This window comes from Constantimarinum furrinae (assembly GCF_014295415.1).
Taxonomy (GTDB): Bacteria; Bacteroidota; Bacteroidia; order Flavobacteriales; family Flavobacteriaceae; genus Constantimarinum; species Constantimarinum furrinae.
On the sequence record NZ_CP052909.1, the window covers coordinates 2,714,734 to 2,734,818 of the forward strand.

16 protein-coding genes are annotated in these 20,085 nt (G+C 42.2%); 6 read left to right on the plus strand and 10 right to left on the minus strand.

Going from position 1 to position 20,085, the window contains the following annotated elements; genetic code table 11:
- Positions 1 to 9: 9 nt before the first annotated feature.
- Entirely contained in the window at positions 10 to 1,917 is a 1,908-nt protein-coding gene (gene dnaK / locus ALE3EI_RS12440) for a molecular chaperone DnaK (RefSeq protein WP_186989139.1), read from the minus strand.
- 418 nt (positions 1,918 to 2,335) lie between these two features.
- Between dnaK and ALE3EI_RS12445 the strand changes: the two genes are divergently transcribed.
- Together ALE3EI_RS12445 and dinB are read left to right on the plus strand one after the other, a co-directional pair.
- Positions 2,336 to 5,365, plus strand: coding sequence for a DNA polymerase III subunit alpha (locus ALE3EI_RS12445; RefSeq protein ID WP_186989141.1), 3,030 nt, complete (start codon positions 2,336 to 2,338; stop codon positions 5,363 to 5,365).
- 12 nt (positions 5,366 to 5,377) lie between these two features.
- Positions 5,378 to 6,595, plus strand: coding sequence for a DNA polymerase IV (gene dinB, locus ALE3EI_RS12450; RefSeq protein WP_186989143.1), 1,218 nt, complete (start codon positions 5,378 to 5,380; stop codon positions 6,593 to 6,595).
- Between the two features lie 2 nt (positions 6,596 to 6,597).
- Here the strand turns inward: dinB and ALE3EI_RS12455 are convergent, their stop codons facing one another.
- Entirely contained in the window at positions 6,598 to 7,365 is a 768-nt protein-coding gene (locus ALE3EI_RS12455; RefSeq protein WP_186989145.1) for an SOS response-associated peptidase, read from the minus strand.
- A 121-nt stretch (positions 7,366 to 7,486) separates the two neighbouring features.
- Here ALE3EI_RS12455 and ALE3EI_RS12460 point away from each other — a divergent pair, with 121 nt between their 5' ends.
- Entirely contained in the window at positions 7,487 to 8,911 is a 1,425-nt protein-coding gene (locus ALE3EI_RS12460; RefSeq protein WP_186989147.1) for an L-serine ammonia-lyase, read from the plus strand.
- 167 nt (positions 8,912 to 9,078) lie between these two features.
- Here the strand turns inward: ALE3EI_RS12460 and ALE3EI_RS12465 are convergent, their stop codons facing one another.
- Positions 9,079 to 9,540: a nuclear transport factor 2 family protein gene (locus ALE3EI_RS12465; protein WP_233279968.1), complete on the minus strand. Its 462-nt coding sequence runs from the start codon at positions 9,538 to 9,540 to the stop codon at positions 9,079 to 9,081.
- 62 nt (positions 9,541 to 9,602) lie between these two features.
- On the opposite strand from ALE3EI_RS12465, the gene panB reads away from it, so the two are divergent.
- Entirely contained in the window at positions 9,603 to 10,421 is an 819-nt protein-coding gene (gene panB, locus ALE3EI_RS12470; RefSeq protein WP_186989149.1) for a 3-methyl-2-oxobutanoate hydroxymethyltransferase, read from the plus strand.
- Positions 10,422 to 10,494: 73 nt separating this feature from the next.
- Entirely contained in the window at positions 10,495 to 11,196 is a 702-nt protein-coding gene (locus ALE3EI_RS12475; protein WP_394367154.1) for an RluA family pseudouridine synthase, read from the plus strand.
- Here the strand turns inward: ALE3EI_RS12475 and ALE3EI_RS12480 are convergent.
- From ALE3EI_RS12480 to ALE3EI_RS12490, 3 genes are all read right to left on the minus strand, one after another.
- Positions 11,185 to 11,844 (minus strand): response regulator transcription factor, encoded by a 660-nt coding sequence (locus ALE3EI_RS12480; RefSeq protein ID WP_186989151.1) that lies wholly within the window; start codon positions 11,842 to 11,844, stop codon positions 11,185 to 11,187. The two genes, ALE3EI_RS12475 and ALE3EI_RS12480, sit on opposite strands and share 12 nt — an antisense overlap.
- Positions 11,837 to 12,619, minus strand: a complete 783-nt coding sequence (locus ALE3EI_RS12485; protein WP_186989153.1) for a sensor histidine kinase — start codon at positions 12,617 to 12,619, stop codon at positions 11,837 to 11,839. Before ALE3EI_RS12485 ends, ALE3EI_RS12480 begins: the two co-directional genes overlap by 8 nt.
- Before the next feature lie 688 nt (positions 12,620 to 13,307).
- Positions 13,308 to 13,667: a hypothetical protein gene (locus ALE3EI_RS12490; protein WP_186989154.1), complete on the minus strand. Its 360-nt coding sequence runs from the start codon at positions 13,665 to 13,667 to the stop codon at positions 13,308 to 13,310.
- 267 nt (positions 13,668 to 13,934) lie between these two features.
- Here ALE3EI_RS12490 and ALE3EI_RS12495 point away from each other — a divergent pair, with 267 nt between their 5' ends.
- Positions 13,935 to 16,514, plus strand: coding sequence for a hypothetical protein (locus ALE3EI_RS12495; RefSeq protein WP_186989156.1), 2,580 nt, complete (start codon positions 13,935 to 13,937; stop codon positions 16,512 to 16,514).
- A gap of 6 nt (positions 16,515 to 16,520) precedes the next feature.
- Here the strand turns inward: ALE3EI_RS12495 and ALE3EI_RS12500 are convergent, their stop codons facing one another.
- Genes ALE3EI_RS12500 through ALE3EI_RS12515 form a run of 4 tightly spaced genes read right to left on the minus strand, consistent with a single transcriptional unit; the run spans position 16,521 to position 20,041 of the window.
- Positions 16,521 to 17,369, minus strand: coding sequence for a 5-oxoprolinase subunit C family protein (locus tag ALE3EI_RS12500; RefSeq protein WP_186989158.1), 849 nt, complete (start codon positions 17,367 to 17,369; stop codon positions 16,521 to 16,523).
- Positions 17,362 to 18,093, minus strand: a complete 732-nt coding sequence (gene pxpB, locus ALE3EI_RS12505) for a 5-oxoprolinase subunit PxpB (RefSeq protein WP_186989160.1) — start codon at positions 18,091 to 18,093, stop codon at positions 17,362 to 17,364. Before pxpB ends, ALE3EI_RS12500 begins: the two co-directional genes overlap by 8 nt.
- Positions 18,090 to 18,824 (minus strand): 5-oxoprolinase subunit PxpA, encoded by a 735-nt coding sequence (gene pxpA, locus ALE3EI_RS12510; protein WP_186989162.1) that lies wholly within the window; start codon positions 18,822 to 18,824, stop codon positions 18,090 to 18,092. The genes pxpB and pxpA overlap by 4 nt, the downstream gene beginning before the upstream one ends.
- Positions 18,818 to 20,041: an Nramp family divalent metal transporter gene (locus tag ALE3EI_RS12515; RefSeq protein ID WP_186989164.1), complete on the minus strand. Its 1,224-nt coding sequence runs from the start codon at positions 20,039 to 20,041 to the stop codon at positions 18,818 to 18,820. Before ALE3EI_RS12515 ends, pxpA begins: the two co-directional genes overlap by 7 nt.
- Positions 20,042 to 20,085 lie beyond the last annotated feature (44 nt).

Consider the following 20,085-nt stretch of genomic DNA (forward strand, 5'->3'; position numbering starts at 1 on the left):
TGACAGGTTTTACTTCACTTCTTCGAAATCTACATCCTCAACATCACTGCTTTCCTGGCCATTCTGACCTGCAGTCGCTTCAGGTTCTCCGGTTGGAGCACCCTGTTGAGCTTCGGCCTGTGCTTTGTACATTTCCTCTGAAGCTGTTTTCCAGGCTTCATTGATCTTTTCCAAAGCAGGCTCTATAGTTTCAACTTCCTTGGTTTCAAAAGCTTTCTTCAATTCTTCCAAAGCATCTTCAATAGGCTTTTTCTTGTCATCAGACAATTTATCACCAAATTCCTTCAGTTGCTTTTCTGTCTGGAAAATCATCGCATCGGCTTCGTTGATCTTGTCAACTTTCTCCTTCGCCTTCTTATCGGCTTCAGCATTGGCTTCAGCCTCAGCTTTCATCTTCTGGATCTCCTCTTCTGTAAGTCCGCTGCTCGCCTCAATTCTAATGTCCTGAGACTTATTCGTAGCCTTATCTGTAGCACTTACTTTAATGATACCGTTGGCATCAATATCGAAAGTCACTTCAATTTGAGGTACGCCTCGCTGTGCAGGTGGAATTCCGTCTAAGTGGAAACGACCAATCGTCTTGTTGTCATTTGCCATAGGACGCTCTCCCTGTAAAACGTGGATCTCAACACTAGGCTGATTGTCTGCCGCAGTAGAGAAGATCTGACTCTTCTTAGTAGGAATGGTTGTATTCGCTTCTATAAGTTTGGTCATCACACCACCCATGGTTTCAATACCAAGAGAAAGCGGAGTCACATCCAATAACAATACATCCTTTACATCTCCGGTCAATACACCACCCTGGATCGCAGCACCAACGGCCACAACCTCATCGGGGTTTACTCCCTTACTCGGTTTCTTTCCGAAGAACTTTTCCACCGCTTCCTGAACTGCAGGAATACGGGTAGAACCACCTACTAAAATGATCTCATCGATATCACTTTTTGAAAGTCCGGCAGCTTTTAAGGCAGATTCACATGGCTTGATCGTTCTTTTTACAAGATCGTCGATCAGCTTTTCAAACTGCGCACGTGTTACTGTTCGCACCAAGTGTTTTGGTCCGCTGGCCGTAGCCGTAACATAAGGCAGGTTGATCTCGGTTTGTGAAGAAGACGACAATTCGATCTTAGCCTTTTCGGCAGCTTCCTTTAAACGCTGTAACGCCATAGGGTCCTTACGAAGGTCGATATCCTCATCCTTCATAAATTCGTCTGCCAGCCAGTTGATAAGTGTTTGATCCACATCATCACCACCAAGGTGCGTATCACCGTCGGTAGCAAGTACTTCAAATACCCCGTCACCCAACTCAAGGATGGAAACGTCATGCGTACCACCACCAAAGTCGAATACCACGATTTTCTGGTCTTTTCCTTTTTTATCGAGACCGTATGCCAAGGCAGCCGCTGTAGGCTCATTGATAATACGTTCTACTTTTAATCCGGCGATCTCACCGGCTTCTTTTGTTGCTTGTCGCTGACTGTCATTAAAGTACGCAGGAACTGTAATTACGGCACGCGTAACTTCCTGATCCAGGTAGTCTTCGGCCGTTTTCTTCATTTTCTGAAGTACCATGGCACTCAACTCCTGAGGGGTATATAAACGACCGTCGATATCCACACGTGGCGTATCGTTGTCACCTTTTACTACTTTAAAGGCAGCGCGATCTGCTTCTTTTTTCGATTCAGAAAACTTGTTTCCCATAAATCGTTTAATGGAAGAGATCGTTTTTGTAGGGTTAGTCACCGCCTGTCTTTTGGCGGGATCCCCTACTTTAATTTCACCACCTTCCACAAAGGCGATCACAGAGGGAGTAGTTCGTTTTCCTTCGGCATTAGGGATTACTGTTGGCTCGCTACCTTCCATAACGGCCACACATGAATTGGTAGTCCCTAAGTCGATTCCAATTATTTTACTCATAGTGTTATAATTATATTTTTAATGATTCAATTTTATTACGACCTGTATATGACAATGATTATGCCACCCAAAAATATATGACAGCGTGTCAGTTTTATTATGGCAATCCCTCCTTCCTGCTATGGCAGCTTCGCAGGGTCGGGCTTTCGCCTTTATCCCTGCAGTGGCGTACCTCACTACAGGGGACATGGGCTCAAATGCGCAGCATTCACGATCCCCTATTTATAAAATATTGACTTAGGAGTAATCCCTATTGCGGAATGAGTCGTTAGAAGATGATGAGCGTCAAGAAACAAGACTAACGACTTTATTATTCATTACTCATTACTCATTACTCACTATTAATTACCCCTCCTGTTAACAACTATTTTTTACAGTATTGGAATAATTCCATAATTTTGGAATATTTCCAATAAGCATGTATCTAAATACACATTCATATTACAGCCTGCGCTATGGTACCATAAAACCGGCAGACCTGCTCCTTTACGCAAAAGAAATGGGGATTGATTGTATGGCACTTACCGATATCAATACCACCTCTGCCTGCCTCGATTTTGTACGTCTGGCTCCCGAATATGGAATCCGTCCAATAGCAGGCGTCGATTTCAGGAACGGGGCACAGCAACAATTCATCCTGTTGGCAAAGAATAACGAAGGGTTTATGAATATTAACAGCTACCTCTCCTCCTTCCTGCATTCAGAAGAAAAAATCCCCGAACGCGCCCAAAACTTAGCAGATGTGATCACCATCTACCCCTTTGCCTCTTTTAAGGGAGAACAGCTTTCTGAAAATGAATTTCTGGGAGTGAGAAAAGAAGACCTCAACCGACTTAAATTCTCGCCCTGGCGTCATAAACAGGAGAAGCTGGTCGTGCTTCAAACCGTCTCCTTCCTCAATAAAAAAGGTTTTAATACCCACCGACTCCTTCGGGCGATCGATAACAACACCCTTCTTAGCAAGCTGCTGCCCTCCCAGCAGGGTTCTGAAACCGATATGCTTATTTCAGAAGCTGTCATCACCGAGGCCTTTCGCGAATTTCCAATCCTTTTAAGAAATACCCGTACGCTGCTGCAAGCCTGTAGCATCTACTTCGATTTCAGTAAAGAAATTCCTAACAACCAAAATTCCTATACTCAAAACCAAGCCCTCGATTTCCGCTTACTGAAAAAACTCACCTACGCCGGACTCCCCTACCGCTACAAACGCCCGGGAGAACGAGTGTGGATCCGTATAGAAAAGGAACTGGAGATCATCCGTGAAAAAGGTTTTGTCTCCTACTTTCTCATCAACTGGAAGATTCTTAAATACGCCCGAAGCAAGGGCTATTTCTATGTAGGTCGCGGAAGTGGTGCCAATAGTGTTGTCGCTTACCTGCTTCGTATCACCGATGTAGACCCCATAGAACTGGACCTGTATTTCGAACGCTTTATCAACCTCTATCGTAAAAATCCCCCCGACTTCGATATCGATTTCTCGTGGAAGGACAGAGACGATATTACACAATTCATCTTCCGAAGATTTAAGAACACCTGCCTGCTTACCGTATACAATACCTTTAAATATAAGGCATCCGTAAGGGAACTGGGGAAGGTCTTCGGCTTACCTAAGGAAGAGATCGATACCCTTTCCAAAGGAGAGTATCAATACAACGCACTCGATAGACTGTCGCAGTTGGTCCTCCAATACGGAAAATTGATAGAGGGCTTCCCCAACTATCTGGGAATTCATGCCGGAGGGATCCTTATTTCCGAAAAACCCATCCACTACTATACAGCTACTTTTATGCCTCCAAAAGGCTTTCCCACCACCCAGTTCGATATGGTAGTGGCAGAAGATATCGGACTGTATAAGTTTGATATTTTGAGTCAGCGTGGCCTGGGAAAGATCAAAGATGCCGTAGCTGTGGTAGAATACAACCATCCCCGGCTTCCTCCTATCGACATTCACGATATTAGGCGGTTTAAACAGGATAAGCGCATTAAACACCTGCTTCGCAATGCCAAGGCTATTGGTTGCTTTTACGTAGAATCCCCCGCCATGCGCATGCTGCTTAAAAAACTGCAGGTGGACGATTATCTGGGCTTGGTTGCTGCCAGTTCGGTAATACGTCCGGGAGTGGCAAAATCGGGGATGATGCGCGAGTATATCCTGCGCTATCGTTTCCCTGAAAAAAGGAAAGAAGCACATCCCGTAATGCTCAATATCATGCCCGAAACCTATGGGGTAATGGTCTATCAGGAAGATGTGATAAAGGTAGCACACTATTTTGGCGGGCTCACCCTGGGGGAAGCCGATATGTTGCGCCGGGGAATGTCGGGGAAATTCAGGTCCAGAGAAGAATTCCTAAAGGTAAAAGAGCGCTTCTTCGAAAATTGCCGCAACAGCGGAAAACCGGAAACGCTCACTGCAGAGATCTGGAGACAGACCGAAAGTTTTGCCGGCTATGCCTTTGCGAAAGGGCATTCGGCTTCCTATGCCGTGGAAAGTTATCAGAGTTTATTTCTAAAGGCATACTATCCCTTAGAATATATGGTGGCCACCCTCAACAATGGCGGCGGCTTCTATAGCATCGAACTCTATGTACACGAAGCCCGTATGCATGGTGCGACCATTCTGGCACCCTGTGTAAACCGGAGTCGGGCCGAGGTCACCATCCAAAAAAGGGATATCTATCTTGGATTTGGATTCTTACATGCTCTGGAAGCCAAAACCATACAGCGTTTGCTTCAGAACCGTAATAAGGGTGGAGCGTATACCAGTCTGGACGATTTTCTCGACCGGGTCGCAATTTCCATGGAACAGATCACCATTCTTATAAAGATAAATGCCTTCCGCTTTACCCAAAGAAACAAACGCGAATTGCTTTGGGAAGCACATATGAAGATCAATAAGGTGAGTTTTGAGGAAAATGTACAAACGCTGTTTAAGACTGAAAGAATAAATTACAGCACCCCAAAATTACCTAACAGCAGCATGGAAGACGCCTTCGATGAAATGGAATTGTTGGGGTTTCCGCTCTGCAATCCCTTCAATTTGCTGGCAGAACCTTCCTGTTCGCGTATCCGGGCGGCACACTTGCCAAATCTGGTAGGCAGGCTGGTTACTATAGAAGGCTATCTGGTTGCTACCAAACGAACGGCTACTTCGGGAAAGAAGATGATGTATTTTGGGACGTTTTTAGATCGGGACGGCGATTTTATAGATACGGTGCATTTCCCTCCGGTAGCTGCAAAGTATCGCTTCCGCGGAAAAGGCATCTATGCGATAACCGGAAAGGTGATGGAAGAATTCGAGTGTATCTCTATTGAAGTAACAAAAATGGAGCGGCTCCCTATTATTGAAGACCCCCGATACAGGGACAAACTGCTAAAGGTGAATCCCGTAAAGAATTTTAACAGAAGAATACGAACTAAAACCACCGATGTGAATTCGAATGAAAGCTAAGCTGCTATAACGATGAATAACGACCGCAACATAGTACACATGGATCTCGATACTTTCTTTGTATCCTGTGAACGCCTGCTCGACAGTAAACTAAACGGAAAACCCGTGCTTATTGGAGGCACCAGTGACCGTGGGGTGGTAGCTTCGTGCAGCTACGAAGCCCGTGCGTTTGGAATCCATTCGGCCATGCCCATGCGACTTGCAAAACAGCTCTGCCCCGAAGCCATTGTGTTACGGGGAAATTCGGGGATCTACAGCAAATTCTCGAACATGGTCACCGATGTCATTAAAGAAAGTGTTCCCTTGTACGAAAAGACCTCGGTGGATGAATTCTATATCGACCTCACGGGAATGGATAAATTCTTCGGTTGCCATAAACTGGCTTCCGAATTACGCTCCCGCATCATTAAAGAAACCGGGCTTCCTATCTCCTTCGGACTTTCAGTAAACAAGACCGTATCCAAGATCGCCACCGGAGAAGCCAAACCTAACAATGAGATCCAAATTCTAAAAGGCACCGAAAAACCCTTTCTCTCTCCCCTTTCGGTGAGAAAGATCCCTATGGTAGGCGAAGTAACCTACCGCTCCCTTTGCGATCTGGGGATCAAACAAATAAAAGTGATCCAGGAAATGCCCATAGATATGATGATAAAGGTCTTCGGAAAGAACGGCAGTGTGATCTGGAAGAAAGCCAACGGAATTGACAATACTCCCGTGGTACAGTATACCGAGCGAAAATCCATTTCAACCGAAAGAACCTTCGACAAGGACACCACCGACATTAAAAAACTGGAAGGCATTATCACTGCCATGACCGAAAACCTTATTTATCAGCTAAGGCGGGGAAACAAACTCACGGCCTGCGTAACTTTTAAGATAAGATATTCCGATTTTCAGACCTACACCCAGCAACAGCGCATTCCCTATAGTGCGGCCGACCATAAAATCCTTCCCGTGGTAATGGAACTCTACAAGAAATTATATCAGCGTCGACTATTGGTGCGATTGGTAGGAGTTCGTTTTAGTCATCTGGTGGAAGGAGGACAACAGATCGATCTTTTTGACGATAACGACAAGATCATCAATTTGTATCAGGCGATGGACAAAATGCGTGAACGCTATGGAGACCGTGCTGTCATTAAAGCATCAGGGATGGGAGCCAAAAGCATAAGCCGTTGGAATCCCTTTACAGGCGAACCCCCGCCTCTACTGGCCAACCGAAGGCGATAACCCTATAATTCGGGCAACTCTGCATATTCAAAAGGTTCACTTATTCCTTCCACATTTCCAAGGTATTCTTTACCTCTTAGGCGGGTCACGGTATGCGCTCTAAGCTCATTTTCCGGAAATTCACGAATCAGTTCCTGAAGAAACGCTATATCGTGTTCACCTTCCGTGCCATGTAACCAGACGTCTTCCTCCGCTTCCAAAAGAATAAAAGGCATTCTGGGGCCCTTCAACTTAGGGTTATTGTGAATTTTTGCCAGCAAGGAATTGCCGGTAGTGGTAACGATGGAAAACGAAACCAGAACACCTCCGGTTTCTTCGTCCTGCCATTCGCTCCATAATCCTGCCAAGGCCATTGGGTTACCATCTTTCCGATACACAAAGAAAGGATAGGTATTCCCGTTAAAATGATGGTGTTCATAGAACCCGTCTACATACACAATACAGCGTATATTTTTTGCAGAGCTGCGAAAGGACGGTTTTTCGAAGATGGTTTCCCCTCGGGCGTTCAGGGTATTGTTCCATATTTTTTTCAGATGCTCTCTATCTTTTACCCAGGAAGGAACCAGCCCCCAGGTGGCTACTTCGGGGAAATCGGGAGATCTGCCTGTATAAATAAGCATTTCGGGGTGACTAAAACCCGAAGCATGAAAAATAGGAAGATCGGTTAAGGGAACGAGCTTTTCGGTGATCTCCTCAATGGCCTGTAGATCGTTATTTCTTCGTGCCCGGTTTAACTGAGCTTCCAAACTTGCTTTTATGTCGTAACACATATATAAAAAGATTTGCTGCTAAATTTTCACACGCTGGAGGTAAATATAACAATTTATACAGGCATGATTAATAAGACCGCTGTCCGATAAACAGACACAATATTTGCTATATTTGACACCTATGGAAAGTATCAGTGTTTTCGACATGTTAAAGATAGGTGTAGGACCCTCAAGTTCTCACACATTAGGACCCTGGCGTGCCGCCGGCAGATGGATCGATTCGCTTAAAGAAAAGGGCCATTTTAATGAGATAGAGCATATTTCAGTAGACCTCTACGGTTCTCTGTCACTAACAGGAAGAGGCCATGCCACCGATGTTGCCGTAATGCTGGGACTGTCGGGCTTCGATCCCATTACGTTTCCCATAGAAGATATTGAAACTACGATCGACGCGATCACTTCAGAAAAAACACTGAAACTGAACAACGAACTGCCTGTACCCTTCGACCCCAAAACAGATATCGTATTTAACCGAAAATTCCTGGAGTTTCACCCCAACGGAATTACCTTCAGAGCCACCTTAAAGGACGGATCTAAAAAAAGTGCTTCATATTATTCGATCGGCGGTGGATTTGTAGTTCAGAAAGAACGAAAAAGAGCCAAACAAAAACGGCAAAAATTTCAGCAATTTCCCTTTCCGGTAGAAAAAGCAACCGATCTGTTATTGCATTGCCACAATGAGGGGCTGTCCATAAGTGAGGTGGTGCTCGAAAATGAAAAATCCCTTCGATCTGAAGAGGAAATCGATAAGAAATTGAAAGAGATCTGGGACGTGATGTTGGATTCCATGTACGTGGGATGTCATACACAGGGGATCTTACCCGGCGGACTCAAAGTGCAACGACGCGCCTTTGAAACTCATAAGAATTTAATAGGAGAAGCGCAATACCGTAATCCTGTAGAATGGATCGAAGCTATTAGAAACACCGAAGTAAAATTCAGACAAATACTGAAATGGGTAAGCTGTTTTGCCCTGGCCGTCAATGAAGTGAATGCCTCATTAGGACGAGTAGTTACTGCGCCTACCAATGGTAGTGCCGGCGTTATTCCGGCAGTAATGATGTATTATATGGTGATAGAGAACCACGATGCCAATTTTGACGACATTCGAAAATTCTTAATGGTTTCAGGAGTTGTGGGCAGCCTGTTTAAGAAAGGCGCCACCATATCTGCGGCCATGGGCGGCTGTCAGGCAGAAATTGGAGTTTCTTCGGCTATGGCGGCCGGAGCCCTTACCGAGCTTATGGGAGGAACTCCCGAACAAGTGCTTATGGCTAGCGAGATCGCCATGGAACATCATTTGGGCTTAACGTGTGATCCCATAGGTGGCCTCGTTCAAATACCGTGTATAGAACGAAATGCGATGGGGGCGATAAAAGCGATCAATGCTTGTGAAATGGCACTCGACGGTGATCCCTCCCAGGCAAAAGTTCCACTGGACAAGGTCATTGAAACCATGTGGGATACCGCCAAGGATATGAATACCAAATACAAAGAGACCAGCGAAGGCGGACTGGCAATTATGGTAAATATGAGTGATTGCTAGGGAATGTGGGGAGTTAGGAGTTAGGAGTCCGAAGTCCGAAGTCCGAAGTCAGGAGTCAGGAGTTAGGAGTTAGGATAAAATTCAATCTTCTTACTCACTATTCACAATTCACTATTCACTCTTCATTACTCATTACTAATTACTCATTACTCATTACTAATTATTCATTATTCATTACACCCTGCCTTTCGTCGGGAATCAATGAGGTGTATGATCTTCCAGCCTTCAGATGTTTTTGCCAGCGTAAACGCATTTGCTCCACAATGACTAAATGTATCGTTGAACCAGAACTGGTAAGGTGTCCAGACATGAGCAAGATTGCCGTCTATTTGAACTGTATACCCCAACAAGCGTTCCTCCCATTGTTGATCTGCCGGACGATTGGCGATGGCATTCAGTAAGTTAGAGGCTTCCGAAGTAGTAACGCGCTCAACCCCTTCACCGTCGGTAAAAGCGGTTTGCATGATCAATTTATCGGCCATAACACTTTTCATTATCAAGGAATCTCCCTTGTGAAATCCGTCAAAGAATGTATCAACCACTTGTTGGGCATTCTTTTCAGTAAAAGAATCCTGCGACATTGCGCTTATAGTAAAAAACACTGCGAATAAAACCGGAATAAACTTCATAAGAGAATCGTTTAAGTGTGAACATCAAAATTAGTACTTTTACGCAACAATTTGTTACAACTATGAGCGTAGCTAAAAAAGAATACAAGCGTATCACCACCAAAACCCTGGTGGATATGAAAAATAAAGGCGAGAAGATCTCAATGCTTACTGCCTACGACTATACCATGGCTAAAATTGTTGATGGTGCAGGGATTGATGTGATCCTCGTAGGGGATTCGGCTTCCAATGTCATGGCCGGTCATGAGACTACCCTTCCTATCACCCTCGATCAAATGATATATCACGCTGCCTCTGTAGTACGTGCCATAGAACGCAGTCTGGTTGTGGTCGATCTTCCCTTCGGAAGCTACCAAAGTGACCCAAAGGAGGCATTGCGGTCGGCCATTAGAATTATGAAAGAAAGCGGTGCTCATGCCGTAAAACTGGAAGGCGGAAAAGAGATCAAAGAATCGATAAAACGAATTCTAAATGCCGGAATACCGGTTATGGGACATTTAGGATTAACGCCACAATCCATCTATAAATTTGGCACCTATACGGTAAGGGCTAAGGAAGAAGAGGAAGCACAGAAATTAAAGGACGATGCCTTGTTGCTTGAGCGGGCGGGCTGTTTTGCCATTGTGCTCGAAAAAGTTCCTGCCAAACTTGCCAAAGAAGTAGCCGAAAGCCTAACGATCCCCATTATTGGGATAGGTGCCGGTAATGGTGTTGATGGTCAGGTGCTCGTGACCCACGATATGATAGGAATGACCTACGAATTTAATCCGAGATTCTTAAGACGGTATCTGGATTTGTACACCGAGATGACTTCAGCCTTTAGCGAGTACAGCCGGGATGTAAAAAGTGGTGATTTTCCGAGCGATAAGGAGCAGTACTAATTAGAGGGTCGGATTTGTAGTTCTAAGACAGTGGGAAATTCATCCAACGATCCAAAACATCAATATTTCAACAATTCAACAATCCAATATACATAGCACTCCTAAAAACCTTCAGGTCCTTTTTGAAGACAATCATTTGTTGATCGTTAACAAAAGACCCGGTGATATTGTACAGGGGGATAAGACCGGAGATACACCTCTTTCGGAAGTCGTAAAACAATATATTGCAGAAAAATACAACAAACCGGGTGCGGTATTTTTGGGAGTCGTACACAGATTAGACCGTCCTACCAGTGGGATCGTAGTTTTTGCCCGGACGTCCAAGGCTTTAAGCCGACTCAATAAGATGTTTTCTGAACGGGAAACTGAAAAAACCTATTGGGCCATCGTCAAGAATGATCCGCCCAAACCTTCAGATCGTCTGGTACATTATCTGAAAAGAAATCCCAAGCAAAATAAATCCTACGCCCATAGCAATGAAGTTCCCGAAAGCAAGAAAGCGATCCTAAGTTATTCCGTAGCGAAAAAATTAGACCGATATACCTTACTGGAGATCGATCTGGAAACGGGAAGACACCACCAGATACGTTCGCAACTTTCGGCCATTGGATGTCCTATAAAAGGGGATCTTAAATACGATTTTGACCGTAGTAATAAAGACGGAAGCATTCATCTACATGCCAGAAAATTAAGTTTGATGCACCCCGTAAAGAAAGAACCGTTAACTGTAATTGCCCCTCCGCCAAAGGACGTGCTTTGGGACCTATGTGTTTAGTTTAATGATATCGTTTTTAAGCGCGTAGATCACAAGCCCCACCCGATTTTTGATGTTCAGTTTGTTAAAAAGATCCTGTCGGTAGCCGTCAATGGTCTTCGGACTCAGGTTCATAACCCCTGCGATCTCCTTATAAGTCATTTCACTACAGGCCAGTTGGAGGAAGGTGAGTTCATTCTCTTTAAATTCAATTTCCTTCTCCTTCTTTCCCGAACGAAGGGAATGCAATAAGGTTGCTGCGACCTTTTGTGAGTGATAATACCCCTTGTCGATCACTTCATTGAGCGCCTCCTTCAGCATATCGGGATGAATATCTTTGAGTAAATACCCCTTGGCCCCGGCTTTCAGCATTTTTAAAATGGTAGTTTCATCATCATCCATAGAAAGCGCAAGTACTTTGATTTCCGAATGGTTTTTTGAAAGCCATTTAGCAGTTTCGAACCCGTCCATAACGGGCATATTTATGTCTAAAAGAATAATTTTCGGAAGTTCCTCTTCCGCAATGAGCTTGGTTTGAAGATCGCGGCCGTTCTTTGCTTGAAATAATACTTTGAATCCTTCAAATGAATTAACCAGCTTTTCTAATGAACCGGCAAAAAGTAAATGATCATCAACAATTACGATCGAATGTTCGGTATCACTATTCATTTCGATTTAGGGGATAAGTAAGTTTAAGTGTGGTTCCTTCACCTACGCTTGAAATCAGTTCAAACTCGGCCTCAAGCAATTCGGCACGACCCTTCATGGTTTGCATACCTGAGTTCCCTGTGTTCACTACGGTATCGAATCCTTCACCATCGTCCTGCATCGTGATTTCAAGCACATTTTTTCCGTAGTTTAAAAGTACAAATAAATTATTTGCCTTGGCATGTTTTATAACATTTGAAATGAACTCCTGAAGAATCCTGAAAATTATAATTTCATTAGCGCTGGAAATGGGCACTTGTTCCCCTTCTACCGATAGTTTAGCTTCTAGGAAATTGAGTCGGTTAAAGCGTTCCAGCTCAACCCGAAGCGATTCTACGAGTCCGTTTCTTTTTACAACATCGGTATTTAAGATTTTGGAAAGATTACGGATCTCATTTACAGATTCGGTTACCAGTTCTTTGGTTTCAGTAATCTGCCCTTTTAATTCATTGGGAGCAGCACCTGTTAATAAGTTCAGTTGTAAGTTCGCCACAGACAAAAGTTGTCCTACATTGTCATGCAATTCCCATGCGATATTCTTTAGGGTTTGCTCCTGAATCTCGAGTTGCGCATTGGTAAGTTCGCGTTCAAACTTTTTTTCAGCCTCCAACCGATCCAATAAAAATTTGTTTTTTCTTTTCTGAAAGGCAATAAAAAAGATCACAACAAAACTTACCAGAATAAATATAATAGTAACAAAATAAATAATTAATTGTACATCTTCTTTTCCGAGCATACTAGAAATCCAATAATAAATGTTAAATACATAAAGATATTCGCACCGAGAAGGATAGTTACCCTAAGGTTTACAAAAATACTATTTTCTTTACTGAAATACCTTGAAAATAAGTCTATTGGAGTCACACAAAGATAAAATATTAAAGCACCAATGGAGATATATAACGGTAAGAAGAATTTTAATTTGAGCATAATATCACTTCGAAGTAACTCAAAATAAAATAAAACAACGCTTAAAAACAATAGAATAGTGCCTAGAATCATTGTATAAGGAGAAAATGCTGTGAAATAAACATCTGTGAAAATAAAATATAAAATACTAGAAAAAATAAATCCTAAAGCCAATACTTGAAGAATTAGCCTGTGAATTTTGTTGATTATGAATGCCCTGAAATAATAAACGTAAAATGAAAAAATAAGGATTAAGAATATATTATAAAGCCAGTAATTGTCACTAAAGACGGACCCCTCGACAAAAGAAAAATATTTATATTCCGAAAAAAAGGCAATTGGCGCATATGCTCCAACTACTTCAACAATAAAGGTAATCCATAAAAATAAAACCAAATAGACATTCGGCCTTTTTGGTTTTACTTTCCATAAATAATATGATCCCGAAAGCGCAGTTACCAGCTCCAAGAGCGTGATTGGTATAGCGTTCTTAATAAAGTCAACTAATTCCAACATTAGTAAACGTTTGGTGGCCAACCTCCAGTCCCAACATTAAATGGATCAATATCATAATTGTTTGGTGAATTGCTATCGCTTCCATTGGTAGCAGAGAGAAAGACAGTTGCCTTATTAGAATCATCTGCACTATAGGCCGCGAAATAAATCCGAACACCGGGATTATCTACTCCTAATTTCACCGATTCGTCCTTTACATAATCCAGAAATTCCTGTAGTTCGGCTACACTATAGACAAAATCACGGGTGTCTTCACTGCCAATTGCCTCGGCAATTGGGGTTGCTCGTGTACTTATCCATTTGGCGTGCATCACTTTGGCGGCGCTTACTGAAATACATTTTGTTGGTCTTTTAGCCATTTTGTTAAGTTTTTTGGTGTTTATATTTCTTAAAAATAGATAAAAACCTATTCTCAACTGCTATCATTCTTGAAAAACAGGAAAAATCCTGTTTCATTAATCAACCTCTACCTCTTAACCCTTCCTCCGCATTATAAATCAAGTTCTCAAATCTGACTTTTAGAACAGGCAGCTGATTAAACTATAAGTAATACAGGTAAAATCCTCTTGAATAGTTCATTAACTCTCTGTAAATTAGCGGATAATTGATGCCCTAAAATTCTTCCAATGCTCACAAAATTTATAAATGCAACCAACCATTTACTGAGTTCCTTTAAAAATTTTGTAAAATCTTCCTTTTTGAGTCTTTTAGTCATTATCATCATCCTTTTGCTATTAACGCAAATGGACCAGGCTTTCACTATGATGGTTGATCTTATTGAAAGTCATTGGCTATCATTACTTTTATCCTTCTTTTTGATCAACGCCCTTGCCATTGCCCTTTCCCACTACCCCATCTATAATTATTATGCGGCAAATCTCAATAATTCAGGGAATTACACTCGTTGGAAAAAAGTCTATCCCTTTACGTTATGGCCATTTAAAAAATTTCCGATCTACATTTTTACAACAAATAACGATACTGCCTATACACCGGATAATTGGGCCAATTATTTGAGATATTTTATCGGATTAATGATTCATGGGGTGTGGATCCATTTTATTGTAAGCAGCTTTGCTCCTAATTTTATATTTGAAAATTTTCCGTTTCAGCCTGTAAAAATTGTGATCTATATATTATTGCTCGTTCCCTTTGTGCTTTACATTATCTACAAGGAAAAATTTTCAAACCTCAGTGCTAAAACCAATAAACAGGGCATATTATTTTCGGAGGCGGAACGAAAAAAAAACTCACAAAGACTCAACATTCTTTATAAACGTTTGGGGATCTGCTATTTTTTAATCGCCTTCCTCAGCGTATTGCTGTTAATTCTTACACTCATTATAGGAAATTTTAGTCCGGCCGGTTTTGTGCTATTGCTACTAACGAGCTATGCCTTTATTTTTAATTATGTTTTCTTCCGACTGTTGCGAACGCGCTTAAGCAGGATAAAAAAGACCTTATCGAGCTCCCTGCTTTTACCCATTCAAATTTTTATAAGCGGAATACATTTTCTGGAGAGATCTGAAAATTATATTGCGCTTTTTCATTTTAATTTTTTGCTATCGGTCATCATCTTACTGTATTCTACCCTTGGAAGCTTATTGGGTTGGAGCCTGATTAACGGAATTCCTATACTGCTGGCTTTTTTCTATTTCTACTACTTTGTGATCGCCAGTGCCGGTAAATACTTCTTTGTAGTGAAGAAAATGAACCTTTTCTCTACTCGAAAATATAAGGCGTTATTTGTAGGCTGTATCTTCATAATCATACTCCTGATCATCTCTACCTGTACCAACGTAGAAGTGACAACCCACGAAATTGATCTGGTAGAAAATAACCGCTCCGAAATTACGGAACAGCAATATATCGACAGTATTAAGACCAAAGATGATAACACGCTATTCTTCATAGCATCCCACGGTGGCGGACTCAAGGCAAATGTGTGGACTCTTAATGTATTGAACTCGCTGCAAGGCAAAACAGAAGGAAAATTACTGAACCAGACTATTGCAATATCGGGAGCTTCGGGGGGATCACTCGGACTGGCACTCTATACCGGGTTGTACAAAGAAAACGGAACCGACACTAACACAATTCAGCAGAAAATAGATCACCTTTCCAAACAAAATTATACATCTGTAGATCTTACACTGACATTCGGTCTGGATACCTATAGAAAATTGTGGCCCTTCAGTCAGCGAATAGGGTTAAAAGACCGTCCCTACTATGCGATGTTGAAATACCAGAATAATATAGAAAAAAAACAGAGTAAAACTTTATCGACGGTGTCTTTCCGGGATTATTGGAAAAGTGCTTTCACCAAGCACGGTTATTTTCCTTCCCTTATTATGAACACCGCTGGAATTAAAGGAAATCGCGGCATATTATGGTCTGTGAAACAAGACGATTTTGATGCTATTTTTCCTTATGCAGAGAATCTGGCCGATCTCGATAACGACAAGACCATTCCCTTTTATCAAGCTGTTTCTACTACCAACAGATTCCCGGTGTTTAGTCCAGCGGCGAAAATTCCCGGGTATGGTCATTTTATAGATGCCGGCGCCATAGACAACAGCGGGTTATTGGGCTGTTTGGATCTTCATAACTATTTGCTACGCGATCAGGCCATCCTGGGCAACAAACAGATCGCCTATATTGAGATCATTAACAGCAAGGGGTTATATGTGAATTACCTCATAGAGAAATTTAAGAAAGAAAATGAAATTACACATATTGTTAAGAATGAAAATGAAACCGATAATCTTGTGGCAGATCTTAAAACCGGTCTGAATCTCGATAAAATACCCGGCTATCTCAGCGATTATATGAGCAATTGGGAAAATACACAGGAAGGTCGCCTACGATATTTTAAAATATTTATGCCGCATAAAGTGACTCTAGGAGACGTAGAAAGTTATTTCAACGGAACTCTGGTCGATGAAACCATTAAGCAAAAGCTAATTCGATTTTTAGCTGAAGAAAACAATATCATTCTGAGTATAACCGAAAAACCTGATAAAAACTTTTTCGATCCTTGGGAATATTACGAGCCAACCCTGTCCAGACATCTTAGTCAAAGCAGTCTACGGTATATAAAAGACATCCTGAAGCACCCGTTGCTAAGGGAACAGTTTTCAGAAATTGAAACCCTTATCAATACCAAAAAAATTGAGAAGAACGTGAATCCTGAAATATCCTTTTAAAGAAACTTAGTCAATGAACTTAAACCTAACGGTGCTTCCTGCGGACTTCTGACTCATTTTACTAATTGCCGACTCACTTAGTTGTAGTATTCTTGCATACCCCCCTGTGGTTTGCGCATCCCTCATCAAGACAGCACATTGGCCCGAAGGTGTTAACTGCACAGTTCCGGGTTGCACCGGAGCGGTGATGATCTCTTTTGCCGACAATCCTTCCAGTCCCTCCAGAATATATGCCATACGATTGCTTTGCGGCAGTACTTTAAGTTTATAAGAAGTTATCGTTTGCTGAATTTCTTCGGAAAGATCGTCGAATTCGGGTCCTTTAAAAACTTCCAGAATTTCATCTTCAAAATGACTTACATTGTTTTTTACTGAAGCAGTAATCTTTCCGTTTCCGCTTGAAAGTTCTTTAAAATGCAATATATCTCCTTTGTGTAGCTTTGCTCTACTTGTAACGGAAGGATAGTAACTGAAACTTCCAAGCACATTCTCAGAAATAAATCCTCCGCGTATTGCGAGATACCCCCGCACTCCATAACTGGGAAGACCAAATTTTAAAGTTGAATCCTTGTCCACCCGAACTCTTTTGTTAAGCGGTATTTCAACGTTATCGAGAGTTGGGGTAAATCCGGCACCGGTAATGGAGATCTGGGTAGCTTCCATAAACTGCAGTACAGGTCCCGTTTGCGTAATTTCCATTAAAGGGGCATAGATATCATTTCCCAATAGCGTATTTGCCAGTATGGCACTCACTCTATCCATAACACCACTTAACGGCACTCCGCTTTTTCGATGCCCCCATCTTCCCTTATCCTGAATGCTCGAATACAACCCCGATGACAACACTTTAATCATAACTTTCCTCCATTTTTAAATGGTACACTCCCTCTTTAATTTCTTTCGAAATTCGTTTAAACTCCTGAAGCGTAATCGCGTAAAACCTTAATTTACTTCCCGGAGTGAGCAAGGAAGGCGGGTCATTGTTTACATTAAAAAACTGCAACGGACTTCTCCCTATCACATTCCAGCCTCCCGGGGATGTGGTTGGGTAGACACCGGTCTGATTCCCTCCAATGGCCACCGAGCCTGCTTCAACATGTGTTCTTGAGGTGTTTTTTCTGGCTGTTATAAGTTGGTTGGGCAACCCAATTAAATATGGAAACCCGGGGAGGAAACCATTAAATGCAACGCTATAGACAGGGCTCGAATGCAAGGCTATCACTTCTTTGGAAGTGAGTTTATTTTTTCTAGCAACCTCCTTAAGATCGGGTGCCATTTCGACAGCATAGCAAACGGGTACCTGTATGATCATATCGTTACCATTCTCTATTTCTGTTGAGGAGATCTCTTGTAATGACCTTAGTTTATCCATAAACGAATAAACCTCCACGAACTCGTGTAAATAGATCGCTAAAGCCGTATATGTAATCACGGTTTCCCGAATTTCTTCTGAATAATGGTGCAATAGAAAACGATCCCACTTTAACATAAGTGCATGAGTACTTTCGTTAATTTCAGACTCCCAACTCAGTAACACTGAATGAGCTCCAAACATCTTTATTTTAGGAAAAAGTTTCATAAAAGTTGTATTCCCGCATTATGAAGTTGTGAATGAATATGATCCAGTATCACTAAAGCATTAGGATTATCTCCATGAATACAATAGGTAGATGCAACAATGTTCCGTTGTAAGCCTTCTGAAGTAGTGACCTCATTTTTAAAGATCATTCCTTGTAGCTGCTTCCAGGCGGCTTCAGCTGTTTCGATAGTCGCATTAGGGTCACTTCTGGAAACCAGCCTTAGATCGTTATTATAAGTACGATCAATAAATGCTTCAAATTGCAATGGGATAATATTTTCAGCTTTCTTATGTAATATTGATCCATACGGCAGGTATAGTTTTGGACGTATTTTGGTTTCCACTATGGCTTCAACTACTGCATCAGCGGCAGGAGCATCTATGGCCGCATAATTATAAAGTGCACCGTGCAATTTAATATGATTCACAGTGACTCCTTCAGTTTCGCAAACGGCATAAAAATGAAGCAACTGGTAGTACACAGCTTCAGAAAGTTCTTGCTTGGATAGGCTCATGACCTTTCTTCCGAAGTTATCCCTATCGGGAAAAGAAGGATGCGCGCCCACTTTCACCTTGTGCTTTTTTGCAAGGATCACGGTTCTGCGCATGGATTCATCGGTACCATAATGACCCCCGCAGGCGATACTACAGGAGGAAATAAGAGGCATTAGTGCTTCATCCTGCCCCATTCCTTCCCCCAGATCGGCGTTTATGTCAATTTCGATTACCATGAGATCTCCAATACTTTAATTAGGGCTCTGCCTCCCAGGACTATGGTTCCTAAAAAGATGAGGCTACCTATAACATTTTGAAGTAAGGAGTTTTTATAGTTACCCAGCAACGCTTTCCGGTTTACGATCCAAAGCAGGAATCCGGTGATCACCGGTAATAATATTCCATTTGCGATCTGTGCAAATTTTATGATCTCTATGGGTTTCAATCCGATGGATGACACCACAATTCCAATAAGCAAAACGGCTCCCCATGCTACCCGGAAACGAGTTGATTTCAGGTTTGAATCCCATCCAAAACAGCCTCTGGCAACATACGCTGCGGCTAAGGGTGCAGTAATCGCTGAAGTAATTCCGGCAGCAAATAAACCGGCGCTTAAAAAGTATTTTGCAAAGTTTCCGAACAGAGGTTCCATACTCAACGCAAGATCGGCAGCACTACTTATAGCTCCTTTTGGGATGGCGGCCGCTGCAATAATAACTGAAATAGAAACGAGTCCGCCCAACACTATAGAAACATACAGGTCTGTTCGCGCCTTTTTAAGATCGGCCACACCCTTCCATTTCTCCTTAACCAGAGAAGCATGGAGGAACAGATTATATGGCACTACTGTAGTTCCTATGAGTCCGATCACCGTTAGGACTCCTTCTTCGGGAAATTTGGGAACAAACAACCCTTTTACAACTGAAATAAGATCGGGTTGTGTTAGTATCGCAGTTAAAATAAAGGATACGCTCATCAAAAGGACCAATCCAATTAAGCTGCGTTCAATAAGTTTATAACTTCCAGTATAGAGTAATATAAAAGCCAGCACTCCAATGACGAGGCTTAAATAATTTACCGAAAGGCTTCCAAGATCAACGGTGGTAGTCTTCACAAAGGTTTCAAGCCCTAATACTCCTCCGCTTATATTCCCGGCCTCATAGGCCGCATTTCCAATGAATATGGCTGAAAATATTAAGAGCAGCGCTGCATATTTTAGTGCAGGAGAGCTTATTTCCTTTTTTACGGTTTCAACTAAACCTGTGCCACTTACTAATCCGAGTCTTGCTGCCATTTCCTGAAGGACGATGGTTGCGATTATGGAGAGTACCATGGCCCATAGGAGTGTAAAACCGAATTCTACACCAGCCAGCGTACAAACTGTTACCGTTCCCGGACCAATAAATGCAGCTGTGACAAGAGTTCCCGGTCCGATATTTTTAAAAAGATTCAAATTGAGTCTGTGTTTTGGTAACTAAATATAGGATAAATAAAACG

Coding starts and splice junctions, on each gene's coding strand:
- ALE3EI_RS12480 (WP_186989151.1), bottom strand. CDS start 11,844: ATGAATAGTGATACCGAACATTCGATCGTAATTGTTGATGATCATTTA.
- dnaK (WP_186989139.1), bottom strand. CDS start 1,917: ATGAGTAAAATAATTGGAATCGACTTAGGGACTACCAATTCATGTGTG.
- ALE3EI_RS12465 (WP_233279968.1), bottom strand. CDS start 9,540: ATGAAGTTTATTCCGGTTTTATTCGCAGTGTTTTTTACTATAAGCGCA.
- ALE3EI_RS12460 (WP_186989147.1), top strand. CDS start 7,487: ATGGAAAGTATCAGTGTTTTCGACATGTTAAAGATAGGTGTAGGACCC.
- panB (WP_186989149.1), top strand. CDS start 9,603: ATGAGCGTAGCTAAAAAAGAATACAAGCGTATCACCACCAAAACCCTG.
- ALE3EI_RS12445 (WP_186989141.1), top strand. CDS start 2,336: ATGTATCTAAATACACATTCATATTACAGCCTGCGCTATGGTACCATA.
- ALE3EI_RS12455 (WP_186989145.1), bottom strand. CDS start 7,365: ATGTGTTACGACATAAAAGCAAGTTTGGAAGCTCAGTTAAACCGGGCA.
- dinB (WP_186989143.1), top strand. CDS start 5,378: ATGAATAACGACCGCAACATAGTACACATGGATCTCGATACTTTCTTT.
- ALE3EI_RS12500 (WP_186989158.1), bottom strand. CDS start 17,369: ATGATTAAAGTGTTGTCATCGGGGTTGTATTCGAGCATTCAGGATAAG.
- pxpB (WP_186989160.1), bottom strand. CDS start 18,093: ATGAAACTTTTTCCTAAAATAAAGATGTTTGGAGCTCATTCAGTGTTA.
- ALE3EI_RS12490 (WP_186989154.1), bottom strand. CDS start 13,667: ATGGCTAAAAGACCAACAAAATGTATTTCAGTAAGCGCCGCCAAAGTG.
- ALE3EI_RS12485 (WP_186989153.1), bottom strand. CDS start 12,619: ATGCTCGGAAAAGAAGATGTACAATTAATTATTTATTTTGTTACTATT.
- ALE3EI_RS12495 (WP_186989156.1), top strand. CDS start 13,935: ATGCTCACAAAATTTATAAATGCAACCAACCATTTACTGAGTTCCTTT.
- pxpA (WP_186989162.1), bottom strand. CDS start 18,824: ATGGTAATCGAAATTGACATAAACGCCGATCTGGGGGAAGGAATGGGG.